This is a genomic window from Variovorax sp. GW821-FHT10C12 (genome assembly GCF_059415405.1).
In genome coordinates this window covers 215,053-237,128 of record NZ_JBWKNE010000001.1, presented here as the reverse complement: position 1 = coordinate 237,128, position 22,076 = coordinate 215,053, and the positions used below count along the sequence as shown (strand labels likewise).

At 65.8% G+C, this 22,076-nt stretch carries 18 protein-coding genes and 1 pseudogene; 18 read left to right on the top strand and 1 reads right to left on the bottom strand.

What is annotated here, in order from left to right:
* Window positions 1–6: 6 nt before the first annotated feature.
* Window positions 7–867: a FadR/GntR family transcriptional regulator gene (locus AC07OH_RS01080; RefSeq protein WP_489057484.1), complete on the bottom strand. Its 861-nt coding sequence runs from the start codon at window positions 865–867 to the stop codon at window positions 7–9.
* Between the two features lie 109 nt (window positions 868–976).
* Here AC07OH_RS01080 and AC07OH_RS01075 point away from each other — a divergent pair, with 109 nt between their 5' ends.
* The 18 genes and pseudogenes from AC07OH_RS01075 to AC07OH_RS00990 all read left to right on the top strand — a co-directional run bounded on the left by AC07OH_RS01075 (window position 977) and on the right by AC07OH_RS00990 (window position 21,953).
* Window positions 977–1,801 (top strand): NAD-dependent epimerase/dehydratase family protein, encoded by an 825-nt coding sequence (locus AC07OH_RS01075; protein ID WP_495299290.1) that lies wholly within the window; start codon window positions 977–979, stop codon window positions 1,799–1,801.
* A gap of 14 nt (window positions 1,802–1,815) precedes the next feature.
* Window positions 1,816–2,703: an SMP-30/gluconolactonase/LRE family protein gene (locus tag AC07OH_RS01070; protein ID WP_495299289.1), complete on the top strand. Its 888-nt coding sequence runs from the start codon at window positions 1,816–1,818 to the stop codon at window positions 2,701–2,703.
* A 44-nt stretch (window positions 2,704–2,747) separates the two neighbouring features.
* The gene (locus AC07OH_RS01065) at window positions 2,748–3,725 is read left to right on the top strand and encodes a TRAP transporter substrate-binding protein (RefSeq protein ID WP_489057487.1); all 978 of its coding nucleotides are present in this window, start codon (window positions 2,748–2,750) and stop codon (window positions 3,723–3,725) included.
* A 136-nt stretch (window positions 3,726–3,861) separates the two neighbouring features.
* A complete protein-coding gene (locus tag AC07OH_RS01060) occupies window positions 3,862–4,350 on the top strand; it encodes a TRAP transporter small permease (RefSeq protein ID WP_062470671.1) in 489 nt (162 codons plus the stop codon).
* An 8-nt stretch (window positions 4,351–4,358) separates the two neighbouring features.
* Window positions 4,359–5,654, top strand: coding sequence for a TRAP transporter large permease (locus AC07OH_RS01055; protein ID WP_495299288.1), 1,296 nt, complete (start codon window positions 4,359–4,361; stop codon window positions 5,652–5,654).
* A gap of 22 nt (window positions 5,655–5,676) precedes the next feature.
* Window positions 5,677–7,248 (top strand): galactarate dehydratase, encoded by a 1,572-nt coding sequence (garD, locus tag AC07OH_RS01050; RefSeq protein ID WP_495299287.1) that lies wholly within the window; start codon window positions 5,677–5,679, stop codon window positions 7,246–7,248.
* A gap of 26 nt (window positions 7,249–7,274) precedes the next feature.
* Window positions 7,275–8,036 carry an SDR family NAD(P)-dependent oxidoreductase gene (locus AC07OH_RS01045; RefSeq protein ID WP_495299286.1) on the top strand — a complete coding sequence of 254 codons (762 nt, stop codon included), beginning with the start codon at window positions 7,275–7,277 and terminating at the stop codon, window positions 8,034–8,036.
* A 57-nt stretch (window positions 8,037–8,093) separates the two neighbouring features.
* Window positions 8,094–9,074 (top strand): tripartite tricarboxylate transporter substrate binding protein, encoded by a 981-nt coding sequence (locus AC07OH_RS01040; RefSeq protein ID WP_495299285.1) that lies wholly within the window; start codon window positions 8,094–8,096, stop codon window positions 9,072–9,074.
* Window positions 9,075–9,100: 26 nt separating this feature from the next.
* Window positions 9,101–10,093, top strand: a complete 993-nt coding sequence (locus AC07OH_RS01035; protein ID WP_495299284.1) for a Bug family tripartite tricarboxylate transporter substrate binding protein — start codon at window positions 9,101–9,103, stop codon at window positions 10,091–10,093.
* A 346-nt stretch (window positions 10,094–10,439) separates the two neighbouring features.
* Window positions 10,440–11,285, top strand: coding sequence for an archaetidylserine decarboxylase (asd, locus tag AC07OH_RS01030; RefSeq protein WP_495299283.1), 846 nt, complete (start codon window positions 10,440–10,442; stop codon window positions 11,283–11,285).
* A gap of 189 nt (window positions 11,286–11,474) precedes the next feature.
* A pseudogene (locus AC07OH_RS01025) lies at window positions 11,475–11,777 on the top strand (winged helix-turn-helix transcriptional regulator); the annotation flags it as partial.
* A 204-nt stretch (window positions 11,778–11,981) separates the two neighbouring features.
* Window positions 11,982–12,332, top strand: a complete 351-nt coding sequence (locus AC07OH_RS01020) for an FKBP-type peptidyl-prolyl cis-trans isomerase (RefSeq protein WP_099796131.1) — start codon at window positions 11,982–11,984, stop codon at window positions 12,330–12,332.
* Between the two features lie 223 nt (window positions 12,333–12,555).
* Window positions 12,556–13,128, top strand: coding sequence for a nucleotide exchange factor GrpE (gene grpE, locus AC07OH_RS01015; RefSeq protein WP_159272622.1), 573 nt, complete (start codon window positions 12,556–12,558; stop codon window positions 13,126–13,128).
* A 114-nt stretch (window positions 13,129–13,242) separates the two neighbouring features.
* Window positions 13,243–15,183 carry a molecular chaperone DnaK gene (gene dnaK / locus AC07OH_RS01010; protein ID WP_495299282.1) on the top strand — a complete coding sequence of 647 codons (1,941 nt, stop codon included), beginning with the start codon at window positions 13,243–13,245 and terminating at the stop codon, window positions 15,181–15,183.
* A gap of 100 nt (window positions 15,184–15,283) precedes the next feature.
* Entirely contained in the window at window positions 15,284–16,423 is a 1,140-nt protein-coding gene (gene dnaJ / locus AC07OH_RS01005; protein ID WP_495299281.1) for a molecular chaperone DnaJ, read from the top strand.
* Between the two features lie 656 nt (window positions 16,424–17,079).
* On the top strand, window positions 17,080–19,002 hold the full coding sequence (locus AC07OH_RS01000) for a PrkA family serine protein kinase (RefSeq protein WP_101492107.1): 1,923 nt from the start codon (window positions 17,080–17,082) through the stop codon (window positions 19,000–19,002).
* An 84-nt stretch (window positions 19,003–19,086) separates the two neighbouring features.
* The gene (locus AC07OH_RS00995) at window positions 19,087–20,379 is read left to right on the top strand and encodes a YeaH/YhbH family protein (protein WP_099796127.1); all 1,293 of its coding nucleotides are present in this window, start codon (window positions 19,087–19,089) and stop codon (window positions 20,377–20,379) included.
* The gene (locus AC07OH_RS00990) at window positions 20,376–21,953 is read left to right on the top strand and encodes a SpoVR family protein (protein WP_495299280.1); all 1,578 of its coding nucleotides are present in this window, start codon (window positions 20,376–20,378) and stop codon (window positions 21,951–21,953) included. Before AC07OH_RS00995 ends, AC07OH_RS00990 begins: the two co-directional genes overlap by 4 nt.
* Window positions 21,954–22,076: the final 123 nt, after the last annotated feature.

Sequence of the window (22,076 nt, the reverse complement as noted above, 5' to 3'; positions counted from 1 at the left end):
GCGAACTCAGCGCGAAGGGGTGTTGTCGGACGAGGCGGCGCCGCGGCCGGCCGCCTCCGTCCTGGCTTTCTGTTGCTGCGCGGCTTCCTGCGCCATGCGCAACCGCTCGCGGCTGTTGGTCAGGTGGATGCGCATCGCGGCGCGTGCCGACTCGGGATCGCGGCGCGCGATGGCCGCGTAGATTTCCTCGTGCTCGCGGTTCACGCGGCTCAGGTAGCTGCCGTCCTGCACGCGGATCGCGCTGATGCGCGTGCGCGGGATGATCGTCGTGCCCAGGTGCCGCATGATGTCGGCGAAGTAGGGGTTGCCGGTCGACTGCGCGATCTCCAGGTGGAAGGCGAAGTCGGGTCCCACGGTGTCGCCGCCCACCTTGACGTTCTGCTCGAACGTGTCGAGCGCCTGGCGCATCGCGACCAGCTGCTCGTCGGTGCGCCGGCTCGCGGCCAGCCCGGCGGATTCGGTCTCCAGGCTGATGCGCAGCTCGAGCACGGCGAGCACGTCGACCGAGGTCGCGATCTCGCCGGGATCGAGGCGGAACACGCCGCCCATGCCACCGGGGCGCGGCTGCAGCACGAAGGTGCCCACGCCGTGCAGCGTCTCGACCAGCCCGCCCGCCTGCAGCTTGGACAGCGCCTCGCGCACCACGGTGCGGCTCACGCCGTAGGCCTGCATGATGGCCGACTCGGTCGGCAACTTGTCGCCGGGCCGCAGCGACTGGCTGCGGATCTTCTCGCCCAGGTCTTCCACCAGCCCGTGCGCCAGGCCGCGCGCGCGCTGGCGCGGCCGCCCCACGAAAGCGGCGTTGCCCGCCGGGTTGTCAGCGGTCGTTGTCTGAACTTCGGGATTACCCGCAGTCGTTGAGGCCATGACGACGATCATAATCCCCTCACAGTTGTACGACAACAGATAACTTATCACCTAAAAACGGTGACGACGTTGTCCACCTCCTCTGCTTCCCCTCACACATCCCGAAGACATGTCGACGCCTGAAGCCCCCTCCCCCCAGCTCGGCCGCCTGCTGCTGACCGGCGCCGCCGGCGGCCTGGGCCACGTGCTGCGCGAACGGCTCGCGCCTTTTGCGAACGTGATCCGCCTCTCTGACATCGCCGACATCGCGCCGGCCACGGGCGCGCATGAAGAAGTCGTGCCCTGCGACCTGTCCGACAAGGCCGCGGTCGACGCGCTGGTGGCCGGCTGCGACGCCATCGCCCATTTCGGCGGCGTGTCGGTCGAGCGCCCGTTCGAGGAAGTGCTCGAAGCCAACATCAAGGGCGTGTTCAATTTGTACGAGGCCGCGCGCCGCCACGGCGTGAAGCGCGTGGTGTTCGCCAGCTCGAACCACGTGATCGGCTTCTACAAGCAGGACGAACACATCGACGCGCACGCCGCGCGCCGGCCCGACGGCTACTACGGCCTGTCGAAGTCCTTCGGCGAGGACATGGCGCAGTTCTACTTCGACCGCTGGGGCATCGAGACGGTGAGCATCCGCATCGGTTCGTCGTTCCCCGAACCGCTCAACCGCCGGATGATGAGCACCTGGCTCAGCTACAGCGACCTCACGACGCTGATCCAGAAGTCGCTCTTCACGCCCGACGTGAAGCACACGGTGGTCTACGGCATGTCGGCCAACCGCGACCTGTGGTGGGACAACGCCGCCGCCGCGCACCTGGGCTTCGTGCCGCAAGACAGCTCCGAGGTGTTCCGCGACAAGGTCGAGGCGCAGCCGAAGGTGGCGCCCACCGATCCGAACGCCATCTACCAGGGCGGCGCGTTCACCGCACAAGGCCCCTTCGGCGACTGACCACGCTGCACACCATGCAAGCCGAACTCGTTCTCGACGCGCGCAACGGCACGGGCGAAAGCCCGGTGTGGCTGGCCGCACAGCAGGCGCTGTACTGGGTCGACATCCCCGCGCGCACGCTCAACCGCTGGCACGCCGGCGAAGGCCATGCCCAGTGGCGCGCCGACGAAATGATCGCCTGCATCGCGCCGCGCGCCGACCGCCCCGGCGAGTGGATCGCCGGCATGGAAAGCGGCCTGTTCTCGCTGCGCGAGCGCACCGACGGCACGCTCGCGGCCACGCCGCTCGCCCCGGTGGCGCATGCCGCGCCGGGCATGCGCTTCAACGACGGCCGCTGCGACCGGCAAGGCCGCTTCTGGGCCGGCACGATGCTGCTGGACATGGCCGCGGGCGCACGCGTCGGCCGCCTGTACCGCTACGGCACCGGCGACGACAGCGCGACGCTGCAACTGGACGACTTGATCGTGCCCAACGGCCTGGCCTTCAGCCCCAACGGCCGCACGATGTACCTGTCGGACTCGCACCCGAGCGTGCAGACCGTCTGGGCCTTCGACTACGACACCGACACCGGCACGCCGAGCAACCGCCGCCTCTTCGTCGACATGAATCCCCTGCCCGGCCGCCCCGATGGCGCGGCGATGGACGTCGACGGCTGCTACTGGATCTGCGGCAACGACGCCGGCCTGGTGCACCGCTTCACGCCCGACGGCCGGCTCGACCGTTCGCTCGCCGTGCCGGTGAAGAAGCCCGCCATGTGCGCCTTCGGCGGCCCGAACCTCGACACGCTGTTCGTCACCTCGATCCGCCCCGGCGGCATCGACCTGTCGGACCAGCCGCTGGCCGGCGGCGTGTTCGCGCTGCGCCCCGGCGTGGCCGGCGTGCCCGAGCCGGCGTTCGGTTGACCCCTTTCTTTCTGTTTACGACAACCACCAAGAGGACGAGACAAATGAAGCTCTACAAAACACTCATCGCACTTGCTGCCGGCGCTGCAGCCGCGTTGACCACGCTGGCTGCAGGCGCCACCGAGTTCCGCTCGGCCGACATCCACCCCGACGACTACCCCACGGTGACTGCCGTGAAGTTCATGAGCGAACGGCTCAAGGCGTTGTCCGGGGGCAAGCACAGCATCAAGGTCTTCAACAACAGCGCGCTCGGCAACGAGAAAGACACGATCGAGCAGACCAAGATCGGCGCGCTGCAGATGGTGCGCGTGAACATCGCGCCCATGAACAACATCTGCGCCGAGACGCAGGTGCCGACCATGCCCTTCCTGTTCCGCTCGGTCGAACACCTGCACAAGGTGCTCGACGGCCCGATCGGCGAAGAGATCCTGAAGTCGTGCGAGAAGCAGGGCTTCGTGGGCCTGGCCTACTACGACAGCGGCGCGCGCTCGATGTTCACGGCCAAGAAACCGGTGCGCAACTTCGCCGACATGAAGGGCCTGAAGGTGCGCGTGCAGCAGTCCGACCTGTGGGTGTCGATGCTCGAAGCCATGGGCGCCAACGCCACGCCGATGCCGATGGGCGAGGTCTACACGGGCCTGAAGACCGGCCTCATCGACGCCGCCGAAAACAACTACCCCACCTACGAAAGCGCGCGCGCCTTCGAGGTCGCCAAGTACTACAGCAAGACCGAGCACTCGATGGCGCCCGAGATGCTGCTGTTCTCCAAGCGCGCGTGGGACAAGCTCTCCGCCGAAGAACAAGGCTGGATTCGCCAGGCCGCCAAGGAATCGGTGCCCTACATGCGCAAGCAGTGGCAGGAGCGTGAAGTGAAGTCGCTGGCCACGGTGAAGGCCGGCGGCGCCGAGATCATCGACGTCGACAAGGCCCCGTTCCAGGCCGCAATGAAACCGGTGTACGACAAGTTCATCACGGACGCGAAGCTCAAGGACCTCGTGAAGCGCGTCCAGGACACCAAGTAAGCCCCGCGCCGGATTGGCTCCTTCCCCCGCTGGGGGAAGGCCGGGATGGGGGCACGACGGCGCTCATGCATACGCCGCGTGCCCCCACCCCAACCCTCCCCCAGAGGGGGAGGGAGGAAGACACAGAAGAACCTTCATGTACACCAAACTTTGCCGCACGCTCGCCCGTGCCTGCATGTGGTTGGGCATCCTCGGTCTCGTCGCGGTGATCTGCGCCGTGAGCTGGCAGGTGTTCGGCCGCTACGTGCTCAACAACACCCCCACCTGGGCCGAAAGCCTCGCGCTGCTGCTGGTGCTCTACGTGACCATGCTGGGCGTGGCCGTGGGCGTGCGCGACGCGGGCCACATCGGGCTCGAATCGTTCCTCGTGCTCGCACCCGACTGGCTGCGCCTGAAGATGGAATACCTCATCCACGCGCTGATCCTGCTGTTCGGCCTGGCCATGGCCTGGAACTGCGCCTCGCTCGCCGAATCGGTGTGGGACTACCGCCTGCCCACGCTCTGGATTTCCGAAGGCTGGAAGTACGTGCCCGCCGCCGTGTCGGGCGTCCTCATCGTGATGTTCTCGATCGAACACATCATCGCCTTGGCCCAAGGCCGCGAAGTCGAACCCGCCTGGGGCTGAACCTCATCATGACGACCCCTCTTCTCATTCTTTGCATCTCGTTCACGCTGTTCCTGCTGCTCGGCGTGCCGGTGGCGTTCTCGATCGGCCTGTCGGCCCTGGCCACGCTGTTGTACGAAGGCCTGCCGCTCGCGGTGGGCTTCCAGCAGATGACCTCGGGCATGGGCATCTTCTCGTTCCTCGCCATTCCCTTCTTCATCTTCGCCGGCGAGCTCATGCTCTACGGCGGCATCGCGGACCGCATCGTCAACTTCGCGCGCAACCTCGTGGGCCATGTGCGCGGCGGCCTCGGCATGTCGAACGTGGTGGCCTGCACTCTGTTCGGTGGCGTCTCGGGCTCGCCCGTGGCGGACGTCTCGGCCATGGGCGCCGTGATGATCCCGATGATGAAGAAGGAGGGTTATCACGCCGACTACGCGGTCAACGTGACAACCCACGCGGCGCTGGTCGGCGCGCTGATGCCGACGAGCCACAACCTCATCATCTATTCGCTCGCAGCAGGCGGCAAGGTGTCGATCGCGGCGCTGATTTTGGCGGCGCTGCTGCCGGCGGCCGTGCTCACGCTGAGCAACCTCGCGGCCGCCTACCTCGTGGCCGTGAAGCGCGGCTACCCGGCCGGCAAGTTCCCCGGCTGGGACATCGTGGCGCGTTCGTTCGCGGCAGCGCTGCCGGGCCTGTTCATCGTGGTGCTGATCCTCGGCGGCATTTTGTCGGGCATCTTCACGGCGACCGAGTCGGCGGCGGTGGCGGTGCTCTATGCGCTGGCGCTCACCATCTTCGTGTACCGCACGCTGAAGTGGGAGCACTTCATCAAGGCCGCCTCGAAGGCCGTGCGCACCACGGGCGTGATCCTGCTGCTGATCGGCATCTCGAGCACCTTCGGCTACCTGATCAGCCTGTACGGCGTGGCCGAGCTCACGGGCCAGATGCTGTCGCAGGTGACGACCACGCCGTGGATGATCTTCCTGCTCATCAACATCATCCTGTTCGTGCTGGGCACCTTCCTGGACATGGCCGCGACCATCCTGCTGTGCACGCCGATCTTCCTGCCCATTGCACAGCAGTACGGCATGACCTCGGTGCAGTTCGGCGTGGTGATGCTCATCAACTGCGCGCTGGGCCTGAACACGCCGCCGGTGGGCACCACCCAGTTTGTCGGCTGTGCCATCGGCGGGGTGTCGGTGGGCACGGTGATGAAGACCATCTGGCCCTTCTACGGCGCGTTGATCTTTGCGCTCGGGGTCGTTACTTTCGTGCCGGCGTTTTCCACCTGGTTGCCCAGCCTCTTCATGGTGGTGAAGTAAAGAAAAGAGAAAGGGCCTCCCGATGGCCGATGCGAACACCCGACCGCCGCTGTACATCCGCATCCACGCGGCCGACAACGTCGCCATCGTCGCGAACGACGGCGGCCTGAAGGCAGGCACGGCCTTCGACGACGGCCTCGTGCTGGTCGACACCGTGCCCCAGGGCCACAAGGTGGCGCTTGTCGACCTGGCCGAAGGCGACGCCATCCGCCGCTACAACGTGGTGATCGGCTATGCGCTCAAGGCGTTGCCGCGCGGCAGCTGGGTGCATGAGCGCGTGATGCGCATGCCGGTCGCACCCGAACTCGACGGCCTGCCCATCGCGACCGTCAAGCCCCCTGCCCTGCCGCCGCTCGAGGGCTACACCTTCGAGGGCTACCGCAATGCCGACGGCTCGGTGGGCACGCGCAACATCCTCGCGATCACGCAGACCGTGCAGTGCGTGGCCGGCGTGACCGAGTTCGCCGTGCAGCGCATCAAGGCCGAGCTGCTGCCGAAGTACCCGCATGTGGACGACGTGGTGGCGCTCGAACACAGCTACGGCTGTGGCGTCGCCATCGACGCGCCCGACGCCATCGTGCCGATCCGCACCCTGCGCAACATCAGCCTCAACCCGAACTTCGGCGGCGAGGTGATGGTCGTGAGCCTGGGTTGCGAGAAGCTGCAGCCCGAACGCCTGCTGCCGCCCGGCACCATTCCCATCGCCGACCAGCGCGGTGCGCCCGCCGACGATCTCGACGTGGTCTGCCTGCAGGACGACGCGCACGTCGGCTTCATGTCGATGATCGATTCGGTGATGCGCCAGGCCGAAACGCACCTCGCGCGCCTGAACCAGCGCCGGCGCGAGACCGTGCCCGCGAGCGAACTCGTCGTGGGCGTGCAGTGCGGCGGCAGCGACGCTTTCTCGGGCGTCACCGCCAACCCGGCCGTGGGCTTTTGCACCGACCTGCTGGTGCGCGCGGGCGCCACCGTGATGTTCTCGGAAGTCACAGAGGTGCGCGACGGCATCGACCAGCTCACCTCGCGCGCGTCCACGCCCGAAGTGGCCGACGCCATGATCCGCGAGATGGCCTGGTACGACGCCTACCTCGACAAGGGCCGCGTCGACCGCAGCGCCAACACCACGCCGGGCAACAAGAAGGGCGGGCTGTCGAACATCGTCGAGAAGGCGATGGGCTCGATCGTCAAGTCGGGCTCGGCGCCGATCACCGGCGTGCTCGCGCCCGGCGAGAAGGCGAAGCAGAAGGGCCTGATCTACGCCGCCACGCCGGCCAGCGACTTCATCTGCGGCACGCTGCAACTCGCGGCCGGCATGAACCTGCACGTGTTCACCACCGGCCGCGGCACACCTTACGGGCTGGCCGAGGTTCCTGTGATCAAGGTCGCCACGCGCAGCGACCTGGCGCGCCGCTGGCACGACCTGATGGACGTGAACGCGGGCCGCATCGCCGACGGCGAGGCCAGCATCGAGGACATCGGCTGGGAGATGTTCCGCCTGATGCTCGAGGTGGCCAGCGGCCGCAAGAAGACCTGGGCCGAGCACTGGAAGCTGCACAACGCGCTGGTGCTGTTCAACCCGGCACCGGTCACCTGATCGACTCACCCACACGGAGCACAGCCATGGAAGACCTCAAGGACAAGACCGCCCTCGTCACCGGCGCCAGCACCGGCATCGGCGCCGCGGTGGCCATCGCCTTTGCCGCGCGCGGCATGCGCGTGGCCGTGCACTACAACAGCTCGGCCGATGCAGCGACCCGCGTGGTCGACACCATCCGCGCCGCCGGCGGCACGGCCTTCGCGCTGCAGGCCGACGTGCGCGACACGGCCGCGATCCGCGCCTGCGTGCAGGAAACGACGGCGCAGTTCGGCCGCATTGACGTGCTGGTGAACAACGCAGGCAGCCTGGTCAAGCGCATGCCCATCGCCGAGTTCGACGATGCGCTGTTCGACGAGGTGATGCACATCAACGCGCGCTCGGTGCTGGCCTTCTGCCGCGAGACGGTGCCGCAGATGCGCAAGCAAGGCAGCGGCGCCATCATCAACGTGACCTCGGTGGCCGCGCGCACCGGCGGCGGCCCCGGCGCCTACCTGTATGCGGGCGCCAAGGGCTTCGTGAGCACCGCGACGCACGGCCTGGCCCGGGAACTCGTGGGCGACCGCATCCGCGTGAACGCGGTCGCGCCGGGCGTGATCCAGACGCCGTTCCAGGACCGCTTCTCGACGCCCGCGATGCTCGAGACCTTCAGGACCGGCATCCCGATGGGGCGCCTGGGCACGGCCGACGAATGCGTGGGCGCCTTCCTGTACCTCGCCTCCGAGCAACTCTCGGGCTACGTGACCGGGCAGGTGCTCGAAGTGAACGGCGGGCAGTACATGCCCTGAGCCCTCGCCGGCGCCACACCACAGACAGAACAGATCAACAACGGAGACAGAGACACCATGCAAAGAAGCCAGTTCGTCCGCGGCCTTGCCGCCCTTTCGGCCACTGCTGCCCTCTCGCTCGGCGGGGCCGCGCCCGCCGCGGCGCAAGCCAACGACTTCCCGAACCGCACCATCGAGCTGCTCGTGCCCTACCAGCCCGGCGGCGGCACCGACGGGCTGGCGCGCGCATTCTCGGAAGCCAGCCGCAAGCACATCTCGCAGAGCATAGTGATCGTCAACCGCCCCGGCGCGGGCGGTGCCATCGGCTGGACCGAGGTGATCAACGCCAAGCCCGACGGCTACAAGCTCGCGGTGCTCACGGTGGAGCTGCTCACGCTGCCGCACCTGGGCCTGGCCAAGTTCAACTACGACGACTTCCAGCCCATTGCACAGCTCAACGCCGACCCGGCCGCGATCACCGTGAAGGCCGATGCGCCGTGGAACACGATCGAAGAATTCCTCGCCGCCGCGAAGAAGTCGCCGGAGGGCATCCGCGTGGGCAACTCGGGCAACGGCTCGATCTGGCACCTGGCCGCCGCCGCGCTCGAAGACAAGACCGGCACCAAGTTCGGCCACATCCCGTTCCAGGGCGCCGCGCCCGCCGTGCTGGCGCTGCTGGGCGGCCACATCGAGGCCGTGGCCGTGAGCCCCGCCGAAGTCACGACGCACGTGCAGGGCGGCAAGCTCAAGGTGCTGATGGTGATGGCCGACAAGCGCGTGAAGGGCTTCGAGAAGATCCCGACCGCCAAGGAGCGCGGCATCGACCTGTCGATCGGCACGTGGCGCGGCCTGGGCGCACCGAAGAACACGCCACCCGAAGTGATGGCCAAGCTGCGCGAGATCACCGCCAAGACCGCCGCCGAGCCGCTCATGCACGAGGTGATGGACAAGCAGAACCTGGGCTACGTCTACACCGACGGCGCCGTGTTCAAGGAAACGCTGGCCAAGGACAACGCCTACTTCAGGGCGCTGATCACCAAGCTCAACATCAAGCCGTGAGCGCGACACGACAAGGAAGCACGACCATGCAACGCCGCACACTCATCCAGTCCGCCCTCGCCGCCTCGCTGGCGGCGGCCCTGCCCGCCTTCGCGCAGGGCGGCACCACCTGGCCCACGGGCAAGGCCATCACCTACCTCGTGCCCTTCCCCGCGGGCGGCACCACCGACGTGCTGGGCCGGCTCATCGGCCAGAAGCTCGGCACCGTGCTGGGCACGAGCGTGATCATCGACAACAAGGGCGGCGCCGGCGGCAGCGTGGGCTCCGAGATCGGCGCGCGCGCCGCGCCCGACGGCTTCACGCTGGTGGGCGGCACGATCAGCTCGCACGCGATCAACGTGAGCCTGTACCCCAAGCTCGCCTACGACCCGCAGAAGTCGTTCGCGCCTGTGACGCTCATCGGCACCAACCCCGTGGTGCTGGTCGTGAACCAGGCCAGCCCCTACAAGACGCTGAAGGACGTGATCGCCGCGAGCAAGGCCAAGGCCGGCGGCCTCTCGTCGGCCTCGGCGGGCACGGGCACCTCGCAGCATCTGGCGCTGGAGCTGCTGGGCTACAAGTCGGGCGTGAAGTTCACGCACATCCCGTACAAGGGCAGCGGCCCCGCGATCCAGGACGTGATCGGCGGCCAGGTCGACATGATGTTCGACACCACCGTGGTCGCGGGCCCGCACATCCAGAGCGGCAAGCTGCGCGCCATCGCCGTCACCTCGGCCAAGCGCCTGGCCTCGATGCCCGACGTGCCCACGGTCGCCGAGTCGGGGGTGCCCGGCCTGCAGGATTTTGAAGTGGTGTCGTGGCAGGCGATCTTCGTGCCCGCCGGCGTGCCCGCCCCCGTGGTCGAGCGCCTGCACACCGAGATCCGCAAGATCCTCGCGACGCCCGAGATGCAGGACAAGCTCAAGGGCTTCGGAATGGAGCCCGCCGACCTGACAACCGCGCAGATCGCCGCCTTCCAGAAGACGGAAGTGGAGAAGTGGGCGCAGGTGATCAAGGCCGCGGGCATCAAGGCCGACTGACCTCCCCCTCCCCCGCATCCGACAGCATCCACACCCCCACAAGCGCCCGGTGGGCGGTGTGGTGCGGGCGGCCCCTCTGTGCCGCCGAGGCGCGCAGCGTTTCGCGGATCAGGGCTCGCAGCTGTTTGAGCCGAAGGCGAGTTCTGCGAGACCCCGCGAAACGCGAGCACCGCAGGGCAGCCGCGAAGCGGCCGGCACAGTGGGGCCGCCCGCGCCGCGCCGCCCGCCGGGCGCGTGCCCCGCAAAGAGCGCCCACCCTCGCGAACCAAGGGAAGCTTCCTACGTCCCCCCAGAGAAGCGCTTTATAGAATGCCCGTCCGATTCCGCATTCCAGGCCTTTCACAACGTGTCCGATCGCTCCGCAGTTCTGCCCCAATACCTGTTCCCCAAGCAGGCCCTGACCAAGTTCGCCGGCTGGGTCGCAGGCAAGGAACGAGGCGCGGTCACCACCTGGATCATTCGCCGCTTCGTTGCCAAGTACAACGTCGACATGGGCGAGGCGCTCGAGTCCGACATCCATCACTACAAGAGCTTCAACCAGTTCTTCACGCGCGCCCTCAAGCCCGGCATGCGCCCGCTCGCGCAGGCCGACCTGGTCTGCCCCGTGGACGGCGCCATCAGCCAGTTCGGCGCCATCGAGGGCGACCAGATCTTCCAGGCCAAGGGTCACAACTACACGACCACCGCGCTGGTCGGCGGCGACGCGGCGCTGGCCGCCAAGTTCGCGCACGGCAGCTTTGCCACGCTGTACCTGAGCCCCAAGGACTACCACCGCATCCACATGCCCTGCGACGGGCGGCTGGTGCGCATGATCCACGTGCCCGGCGACCTGTTCTCGGTCAACCCGACCACCGCGCGCGGCGTGCCCGGCCTGTTCGCGCGCAACGAGCGCGTGGTGTGTGTCTTCGAATCGGCCCACGGCCCCTTCGTGCTCGTGCTGGTGGGCGCCACCATCGTGGGCAGCATGGCCACCGTGTGGCACGGCGTGGTCAACCCGCCGCGCGTGGGCGAGCTGCGCGAGTGGCACTACAACGACCAGCAGATCGACATCAAGAAGGGCGACGAGATGGGCCGGTTCTTGCTCGGCTCCACCGTCGTCATGCTGTTCCCGGCGCCCGCGCTGGCCTTCAACCCGGACTGGTCGCCCACCCGCGCGATCCGCCTGGGCGAAGCCATGGCCAACTACGCCTGATTTGTGAAGCTTTGTCTCGAAACCCGCATGCTGCATGCCTGCACAGCTATAAAACCAGTAGCATCCTGATCCTTCGCGCTATAGTCGTCGGCCAGCCAGACGGTCCATGACGACCAATCACAAACAAGAGTGCGCCGCCCCGGCCTGCCCCCGGCCGACGGTCCGCCCAGCTTCGAGGAGATGATGTCGATGAGTACCAAGGAAAACGCAGCCATCAGCCAGTTGCTCGCCCTGCTCGAAGCCCGCTATGCGCTGCGTGTGCTGTGGGCCCTGCGCGACGGCCACGCCCAGACCTTCCGGCTGCTGCAGGACAGCGTCGGCGGCATCACTCCCAACACCCTCAACACCCGCATCAAGGAGCTGCGCGAAGCCGGCGTCGTGAGCCACGGCAGCGACGGCTACTGCCTCACGCTGAGCGGGCAGGACCTGCTCAAGCGCCTGTCCGACCTGCAGGCCTTCGCCGCCAAGTGGCAGCTGGGGCAGAGCAAGAAGGCCGCGGGGCCGGCCACCGCCCAACCGGCCGCTGCCGAGGCAGCTTCGCCTGCGGCACCGGCGCCTTCCGAGCCTGAAGCAACACCTCCTGCCACGACGCCGTCCGGCTCCGACAACCAGGGCTGAAGCGGGGGCGCTCCGAGCCTCGGTAAACTCCGCGCCTCCGATTCCTCTCCCATTTCATCGACGCAAGGAGCGTTTCCCATGCCCACCACCCCCTCCGGCCTGCAATACGAAGACACCGAAGTCGGCACCGGCGCTGAAGCCAAGGCCGGCCACCACGTGCACGTGCACTACACCGGCTGGCTCTTCAACGACGGCGTGCAAGGCGCCAAGTTCGACTCCAGCCGCGACCGCAACGACCCCTTCGCGTTCTCGCTGGGCGCCGGCCAGGTCATCAAGGGCTGGGACGAAGGCGTCGCCGGCATGAAGATCGGCGGCAAGCGCACGCTGGTCATCCCCGCAGCACTGGGCTATGGCGCCCGCGGCGCTGGCGGCGTGATCCCCCCGAACGCCACCCTGAAGTTCGACGTCGAGCTCCTCGACGCACATTGAGGCTCGCCCCCAGGCTGCGCGGCACTTCGTGTCCGCTTCGCCAACCCCCTACCGGGGGCGACACCTGCGGCCCGGCGAAGCCGGTTCCGCGGTGTCTCTCGCGAAAGCCACTTCGCACCCCTCTTGCGGCCGCTTTGGCCGCATTTTTACGCTTGAAAAGCCCTAGAGCAGCCCCAAGTGGCTGGCTGTGTTTGTTTTCCGGCGCACGCCGGTTCTTTGAAAAATGTCTGACCCGCAACAATCCGCACAGAATTCTCAAATGCTGCAAGGCGAGCCCAGTCCCGAAGAACTGGAGGCCGCGCAAGCCGCCAACGAAGCCGAGGCGCTCGACGCGCTGGCCGTGGCACAAGGCGAGCTGGCTGCCCTGCAGACCAAGAATGCCGAACTGGCCGACCAGTATTTGCGCGCGCAAGCCGACGTGCAGAACGCCCGCCGCCGCGCCGACGACGAGATCACCAAGGCCCGCAAGTTCGCGGTCGAAGCCTTTGCCGAGAGCCTGCTGCCGGTGACCGACAGCCTCGAAGCCGGCCTGGCCATCAAGGACGCCACGCCCGAGCAGATCCGCGAAGGCGCCGAGGCCACGCTGCGCCAGCTCAAGAGCGCGCTCGAACGCAACAAGGTGATCGAAGTGGCCCCCGCTGCCGGCGACAAGTTCGACCCGCACCTGCACCAGGCCATCTCGATGGTGCCCGCCGACCAGGACGCCAACACCGTGGTGGGCCTCCTGCAAAAGGGCTACACCATCAACGAGCGCGTGCTGCGCCCGGCGCTGGTCACCGTGGCCGCGCCCAAGTAAAGCGGCATCGGCCCACAAGATTCCCACAGGAAATCCCCGCGTCATCCCTTGAATCACGCCGGGTTATCCACAAGTTCATAACAACATATTTTTCCGAATTTCAGGAGTAAGAACATGGCAAAGATCATCGGCATCGACCTCGGCACCACCAACTCGTGCGTGTCGATCATGGAAGGCAACACCACGCGTGTGATCGAGAACTCGGAAGGTGCCCGCACCACGCCGTCGATCGTCGCGTACCAGGAAGACGGTGAAGTCTTGGTCGGTGCCTCGGCCAAGCGCCAGGCCGTCACCAACCCCAAGAACACGCTGTACGCGATCAAGCGCCTGATCGGCCGCAAGTTCGAGGAAAAGGAAGTCCAGAAGGACATCGACCTGATGCCCTACACCATCGCCAAGGCCGACAACGGCGACGCATGGGTGGAAGTGCGCGGCAAGAAGATGGCCCCGCAACAGGTCAGCGCCGACATCCTGCGCAAGATGAAGAAGACCGCCGAAGACTACCTCGGCGAAACCATCACCGAAGCCGTGATCACGGTGCCGGCGTACTTCAACGACGCACAGCGCCAGGCCACGAAAGACGCCGGCCGCATCGCCGGCCTGGACGTCAAGCGCATCATCAACGAACCCACCGCTGCTGCCCTGGCCTTCGGCCTGGACAAGCAGGACAAGGCCGACCGCAAGATCGCCGTGTATGACCTGGGCGGCGGCACCTTCGACGTGTCGATCATCGAGATCGCGGACGTCGACGGCGAGAAGCAGTTCGAAGTGCTGTCGACCAACGGCGACACCTTCCTGGGCGGCGAAGACTTCGACCAGCGCATCATCGACTACATCATCGGCGAGTTCAAAAAGGAACAAGGCGTCGACCTGGGCAAGGACGTGCTCGCCCTGCAACGCCTGAAGGAAGCCGCTGAAAAGGCCAAGATCGAGCTGTCGAACAGCGCGCAGACCGACATCAACCTGCCGTACATCACAGCCGATGCGTCGGGCCCGAAGCACCTGAACATCAAGCTCACCCGCGCCAAGCTGGAAAGCCTGGTCGACGAGCTGGTCGAGCGCACCATCGCGCCTTGCCGCCTGGCCATCAAGGACGCCGGCATCAGCGTGAACGACATCAACGACGTGATCCTGGTCGGCGGCATGACCCGCATGCCCAAGGTGCAGGAAAAGGTGAAGGCCTTCTTCGGCAAGGAGCCGCGCAAGGACGTGAACCCCGACGAAGCCGTGGCTGTCGGCGCCGCCATTCAAGGGCAAGTGCTCTCGGGCGACCGCAAGGACGTGCTGCTGCTCGACGTGACCCCGCTGTCGCTGGGCATCGAGACCATGGGTGGCGTGATGACCAAGATGATCACGAAGAACACCACGATCCCGACGAAGTTCGCGCAGACCTTCTCGACCGCCGAAGACAACCAGCCGGCCGTGACGATCAAGGTGTTCCAGGGCGAGCGTGAAATCGCTTCGGGCAACAAGGCCCTGGGCGAGTTCAACCTCGAGGGCATTCCGCCGGCATCGCGCGGCACGCCGCAGATCGAGGTGAGCTTCGACATCGACGCCAACGGCATCCTGCACGTGGGCGCCAAGGACAAGGGCACCGGCAAGGAAAACAAGATCACCATCAAGGCGAACTCGGGCTTGAGCGAAGACGAGATCCAGAAGATGGTGAAGGACGCCGAGCTGAACGCCGAAGACGACAAGAAGAAGCTCGAGCTCGTGCAGGCGCGCAACCAGGGCGAAGCCATGGTGCACAGCGTGAAGAAGTCGCTCGGCGAGCACGGGGCCAGCCTCGAAGCCGCCGAGAAGGACGCGATCGAAGCCGCGATCAAGGACGTCGAGGAAGCCCTCAAGGGTGAAGACAAGACCGTGATCGAGGAAAAGACCAACACGCTGATGACCGCGAGCCAGAAGCTCGGCGAGAAGATGTATGCCGAATCGCAGGCCGCCGCGGCCAGCGCCTCGGCAGCCACCGGCCCGGCAGGCGCGGAAGCTGCGGCGCATGCCCAGGCTGACGACAACGTGGTCGACGCCGAAGTCAAGGAAGTGAAGAAGGGCTGATCCCCTGCCCTTCATGCAAGGCTGGAACACCTGAACAGGTGCTCCAGCCTTTCTCGCTTCCAGTTCCCCGAGTTCCCGCCGCCCGACCGAATCTGCTGCCATGGCCACCAAACGCGACTACTACGAAACCCTCGGCGTTCCCAAGAACGCGAACGAGGACGAAATCAAGAAGGCTTATCGCAAGCTTGCGATGAAGCATCACCCCGACCGCAACCACGGCGACACCAGCAAGGACGCCGAGGCCAAGTTCAAGGAGGTGAAGGAAGCCTACGAGATGCTGTCGGACGGCCAGAAGCGCGCGGCCTACGACCAGTACGGCCATGCCGGCGTCGACCCCAACATGCACGGCGGTCCGGGCGCGGAAGGCTTCGGCGGTTTTGCGGAAGCCTTCGGCGACATCTTCGGCGACGTGTTCGGCGGTGGCGGCCGTGGCCGCACCAGCAGCGGACGCCAGGTGTTCCGCGGCAGCGACCTGAGCTACGCGATGGAAGTCACGCTCGAGGAAGCCGCGGAAGGCAAGGACGCCCAGATCCGCATCCCGAGCTGGGACGACTGCGGCACCTGCCACGGCTCCGGCGCCAAGCCCGGCACCAAGCCCATCACCTGCACCACCTGCCACGGCGCGGGCGCCGTGCAGATGCGCCAGGGCTTCTTCAGCGTGCAGCAGACCTGCCCGACCTGCCACGGCAGCGGCAAGATCGTTCCCGACCCGTGCACCGTGTGCCACGGCCAGGGCAAGATCAAGAACAACAAGACGCTCGAAGTGAAGATTCCGGCCGGCATCGACGACGGCATGCGCATCCGCAGCACTGGCAACGGCGAGCCCGGCACCAACGGCGGGCCGCCCGGCGACCTGTACATCGAGATCCGCCTCAAGAAGCACGACCTGTTCGAGCGCGACGGCGACGACCTGCACTGCGTGGTGCCCGTGAGCGTCACCACCGCGGCGCTCGGCGGCGAGATCAACGTGCCCACGCTCAAGGGCGCGGCCGCCATCGACATTCCCGACGGCACCCAGAGCGGCAAACAGTTCCGCCTGCGCGGCAAGGGCATCAAGGGCGTGCGTTCGAGCTACCCGGGCGACCTGTACTGCCACGTGCGCGTGGAAACGCCGGTGAAGCTCACCGAGCACCAGCGCAAGCTGCTCAAGGAACTCGACGAATCGCTCAAGAAGGGTGGCGAGAAGCACAGCCCGACCGACAAGGGCTGGTTCGACAAGGCCAAGGAATTCTTCAGCTGATGATGATGCTGACGCGCTGACGGCCTTCGTCAGCGCCGGGCCGACGCCCTGTCGGCCCGCAGCGTGCCCTCTTTCGGCCGCCTCCGCCCTCCGGCGGCGCGCCAGGCACGCGAACGGTGCTCCCCGCACCGTTGCGGAACGCCGCCGACCGGCGCCCGCGTTGCCTTCCCACGTTGCCATGCGCCAGCCACCCGCCACAGGAGTGGCGCGGGGATTGCTTTAATGTTTTTTTGGATATGCAATAAACCAAACGACAGGTCGCGCGTTATTGCTGAAAGGCATCGGCTTTATTGAACCCGGGTTCAATTAGGAAAGGTGTTCGCCACAGAATTTCAATGAGGACGATAGCCATTCGGCATAGTCATTTCATCCGGGGACAATTACGCGAGCGCGAGCTTTTCAATTTAACAGAAACACGAATAGAAGTTCCTTGTTTTCCGAGGAACTTTACTCGGCAGAGGGGTTCAGAATAAATAAAACATTTGCCCGGTTCATTCTTTGCTTTATGCTGATTGAACCGATTGTGTAGATAGTGTGTAAGGGAGTTTTCCACGGCATACGGCCATGGGCGGGGCCCCTCTTCCAAGAGGAGCGACGCAGTCTCTGGCTGTAGGCATCGGGGTCAAAAGCCCCGCCGACCTGAAGGAGGCGCGACCATGGACGTGATCAGCAACTTTGCAGCCCGCTACGAACGCACCCGCGAGGAAGTTCTCTCGCTGCAGGAATATCTGGATATCTGCAAACGCGATCCGACGGCATATGCAACGGCCTCCGAACGAATGCTTCAGGCCATTGGCGAGCCCGAACTGGTAGATACCCGCAATGACCCCCGGCTTTCGCGGATCTTCGCGAACAAGGTCATCAAGATCTATCCGGCGTTCAAGGAGTTCTATGGCATGGAAGATGCCATCGAGCAGGTGGTGTCCTATTTCCGCCACGCCGCACAGGGCCTGGAAGAAAAGAAGCAAATCCTTTACCTGCTGGGCCCCGTCGGCGGCGGCAAGAGCTCGATCGCCGAGCGCCTGAAGCAGCTCATGGAGCACGTGCCCTTCTATGCGATCCACGGCTCCCCGGTGAACGAATCGCCCCTCGGGCTGTTCGACACCCTCGAGGACGGCGAGATCCTCGAGAAGGAATTCGGCATCCCCGTGCGCTACCTGAACCGCATCCTGTCGCCCTGGGCCGTGAAGCGGCTCGAGGAGTACGGCGGCGACATCCGCCAGTTCAAGGTGGTCAAGCGCTACCCCTCGGTGCTGCGCCAGATCGCGGTCGCCAAGACCGAACCGGGCGACGAGAACAACCAGGACATCTCTTCGCTGGTCGGCAAGGTCGACATCCGCAAGCTCGAAACCTACGCCCAGGACGACCCGGACGCCTACGCCTACTCCGGCGGCCTGTGCCTGGCCAACCAGGGCCTGCTCGAATTCGTGGAAATGTTCAAGGCGCCCATCAAGGTGCTGCACCCGCTGCTCACGGCCACGCAGGAAAGCAACTTCAAGGGCACCGAGGGCTTCGGCGCCATTCCCTTCGACGGCATCGTGCTGGCCCACAGCAACGAGAGCGAGTGGAAGGCGTTCCGCAACAACAAGAACAACGAGGCTTTCCTCGACCGGATCTACATCGTCAAGGTGCCGTACTGCCTGCGCGCCTCCGAAGAGATCAAGATCTACGAGAAGCTCGTGCGCAACTCGTCGCTGGCCAAGGCCCCGTGCGCGCCCGGCACCTTGCGCATGATGGCGCAGCTGTCGGTGCTCACGCGCCTGAAGGAGCCCGAGAACTCCAGCACCTTCAGCAAGATGCAGGTGTACGACGGCGAGAACCTGAAGGACACCGACCCCAAGGCCAAGTCGATCCAGGAGTACCGCGACTACGCGGGCGTCGACGAGGGCATGAGCGGTGTCTCCACGCGCTTCGCCTTCAAGATCATCTCCAAGGTGTTCAACTTCGACAGCACCGAGGTCGCCGCCAACCCGGTGCACCTGATGTATGTGCTCGAACAGCAGATCGAGCGCGAGCAGTTTCCGCCGGAAACCGAGCAGAAGTACATCAGCTACATCAAGGAGCTGCTGGCGCCGCGCTATGCCGAGTTCATCGGCAAGGAAATCCAGACCGCCTACCTCGAGAGCTACAGCGAGTACGGCCAGAACATCTTCGACCGCTACGTGACCTACGCCGACTACTGGATTCAAGATCAGGAGTTCCGCGACGTGGACACCGGCGAAGTGTTCGACCGGGCCTCGCTCAACGGCGAGCTCGAAAAGATCGAGCGGCCCGCCGGCATCGGCAACCCGAAGGACTTCCGCAACGAGATCGTCAACTTCGTGCTGCGCGCACGGGCCGGCAACGCGGGGCGCAACCCGGCGTGGACCAGCTACGAGAAGCTGCGCGCAGTCATCGAGAAGAAGATGTTCTCCAACACCGAAGAGCTGCTGCCGGTGATCAGTTTCAACACCAAGAGCAGTGCCGACGAGCAGAAGAAGCACGAAGACTTCGTGACCCGCATGGTCGAGAAGGGCTACACGGCCAAGCAGGTCCGGCTTCTGTGCGAGTGGTACCTGCGCGTGCGCAAGAGTTCATAGCGGACAGCGGGAACAACGGGCGCGTGCGAAGAACCTAACAACCAACGCACCGTCCACCGTTTTGCAAGGAGCTTTGAAAACATCGTGGCCATCCTGCAGCAGATCATCGATCGTCGGCTCTCGGGCAAGAACAAGTCCATCGGCAACCGCGAGCGCTTCCTTCGGCGCTACAAGGGCCAGATCCAGGAGGCGGTGCGGCGCGCGGTCAGCGGGCGCAACATCCGCGAACTGGAGCAAGGCGAAGACGTGACCCTGCCGCGCCACGATGTCTCCGAGCCGGTGTTCGGCCATGCGCGCGGCGGCGACCGCGAGTACGTGCACCCCGGCAACCAGGAATACCTCAAGGGCGACCGCATCGCGCGCCCCGAGGGCCAGGGCGGCGGTGGCTCGGGCAGCGGCGAGGCCAGCGACAGCGGCGAAGGCGAGGATGACTTCGTCTTCCGCCTCACGCGCGAGGAGTTCATGCGCGTCTTCTTCGACGACCTCGCGCTGCCGCACCTCATCCGCACCCAGATCGCCGAAGTGCCCGAATGGAAGAGCCACCGCGCCGGCTTCACCAGCGACGGCTCGCCCAACAACCTGCACGTGGTGCGCTCCATGCGCGGCGCGCTCGCGCGGCGCATTGCATTGGGAGGCGAACCGCGCAAGGAGCTCAAGCGCCTGGAGGCGCACCTCCTGGTCCTGAAAGCGCATCCGCAGGCCGAGACCGCGCTGATCCAGAAGGAAATCCGCGAGACCGAGGACCTCATCGCCGAGCTGCGCCGCACCATGCGGCACGTGCCCTACATCGACCCGATCGACCTGCGCTACCGCAACCGCGTGAAGACGCCCGTGCCCAGCGCCAAGGCCGTGATGTTCTGCCTCATGGACGTTTCGGGCTCGATGGACGAGGCGCGCAAGGACATGGCCAAGCGCTTCTTCATGCTGCTGTACCTGTTTCTCACGCGGCACTACGAGCGCATCGACCTCGTGTTTTTGCGTCACCACACGCAAGCGCAGGAAGTGACCGAGGAAGAGTTCTTCCACGCCACCGAAACCGGCGGCACCGTGGTGTCGAGCGCGCTGGTGCTCATGGACGAGATCGTCAAGGCCCGCTACGCCAGCGGCGAATGGAACGTGTACGGCGCCCAGGCCAGCGACGGCGACAACTGGCACCAGGACAGCGGACGCTGCCGCGAACTGCTGGTCGACAACATCCTGCCGGTGGTGCGCTACTACGCCTACGTGCAGGTGGCCGAGACCGAGCAGAACCTGTGGCAGGAGTACCAGCAGCTCGAAGGCGTGGCGCCCAACTTTGCGATGCGCAAGGTATCGGACGCGCAGGACATCTACCCGGTGTTCCGCGACCTGTTCAAGAAGGAAGGGGTGCCCGCATGATCACCACCACCGAACGCGCGCCCGGGGCGCCTGTCCTGCCGCGCAGCACCGACCTCCCCACCTCCCGCCTCGAACGCCTGCCCAGCCCCTCCGACTGGACCTTCGAGCTCATCGAGACGTACCACACCGAGATCGCCAAGACCGCGAGGAGCTTCGGCCTGGACACCTACCCGAACCAGCTCGAGGTGATCACGGCCGAGCAGATGATGGACGCCTACGCCAGCGTGGGCATGCCCATGATCTACAGGCACTGGTCGTACGGCAAGCAGTTCATTTCCACCGAGAAGAACTACAAGCGCGGCCACATGGGGCTGGCCTACGAGATCGTCATCAACTCCGATCCGTGCATTGCCTACCTCATGGAAGAAAACACCATGGCCATGCAGGCCCTGGTGATCGCCCATGCGGCCTACGGGCACAACAGCTTCTTCAAGGGCAACTACCTGTTCCGCATGTGGACCGATGCGTCGTCGATCATCGACTACCTCGTCTACGCGCGGCACTACATCGCCGAGTGCGAGGAGCGCCACGGCCTCGATGCGGTGGAAGACCTGCTCGACTCCTGCCACGCGCTGATGAACTACGGCGTCGACCGTTACCGCCGTCCGCAGAAGCGTTCGCTGGCACAAGAGAGCGCGCAGCGCACCGAGCGCGAGCGTCACATGCAGCAGCAGGTGAACGACCTCTGGCGCACGCTGCCGCGCAAGAGCGAGCAGACGGCCGAGTCGGAATCCGCGCGCCGCTTTCCGTCGGAGCCGCAGGAGAACCTGCTCTACTTCGTCGAGAAGAACGCCGCCCTGCTCGAGCCGTGGCAGCGCGAGGTGGTGCGCATCGTGCGCAAGATCGCGCAGTACTTCTATCCGCAGCGCCAGACCCAGGTCATGAACGAAGGCTGGGCCACCTTCTGGCACTACACGCTGCTCAACACCATGTACGACCGCGGCCAGCTGGACGACGGCTTCATGATGGAGTGGCTCAGCTCGCACACCAGCGTGGTGTTCCAGCCGCCCGTGGGCCACCGCGCCTACAGCGGCATCAACCCGTATGCGCTGGGCTTCAAGATGTTCACCGACCTGCGCCGCGTCTGTGAAAAGCCTACCGAGGAAGACCGCCGCTGGTTCCCCGACTTCGCGGGCACCGACTGGGTCAAGACGCTCGACTACGCGATGCGCAACTTCAAGGACGAGAGCTTCGTCGGCCAGTTCCTGAGCCCGAAGACGATGCGCGATTTCCGCCTGTTCTCGATCCGCGATTTCCAGAGCGAATCGGAGCTCGAGGTGTCGGCCATCCACGACGACAGCGGCTACCAGGCGCTGCGCGAGTCGCTGTCACGCCAGTACGACATCGGCAACCGCGAGCCCGACATCCAGGTCTGGAGCGTGGCCACGCGCGGCGACCGCTCGCTCACGCTGCGCCACACGCAGCGCAACAACCTGCCGCTGAACGACAACGCCGAAGAAGTGCTGAAGCACGTCGCAAGGCTCTGGGGCTTCGACGTGCACCTGGAAAGCGTCGACAGCGCAGGCCGGGTCAGCCGCAGCTGGAAGGCTGCAGCCCCGAAGCAGACCTACTGAGCTGCTCAGAGCGGCTGTTGATCAGCCGTTCACCCGACGCGTGACCACGTGCGCAGGGCACTGGGTGCTTCCCGCAGCGAAATCAAGGAGGAGGCCGCAGGCCGGGGGACATTCGCGGAGGGA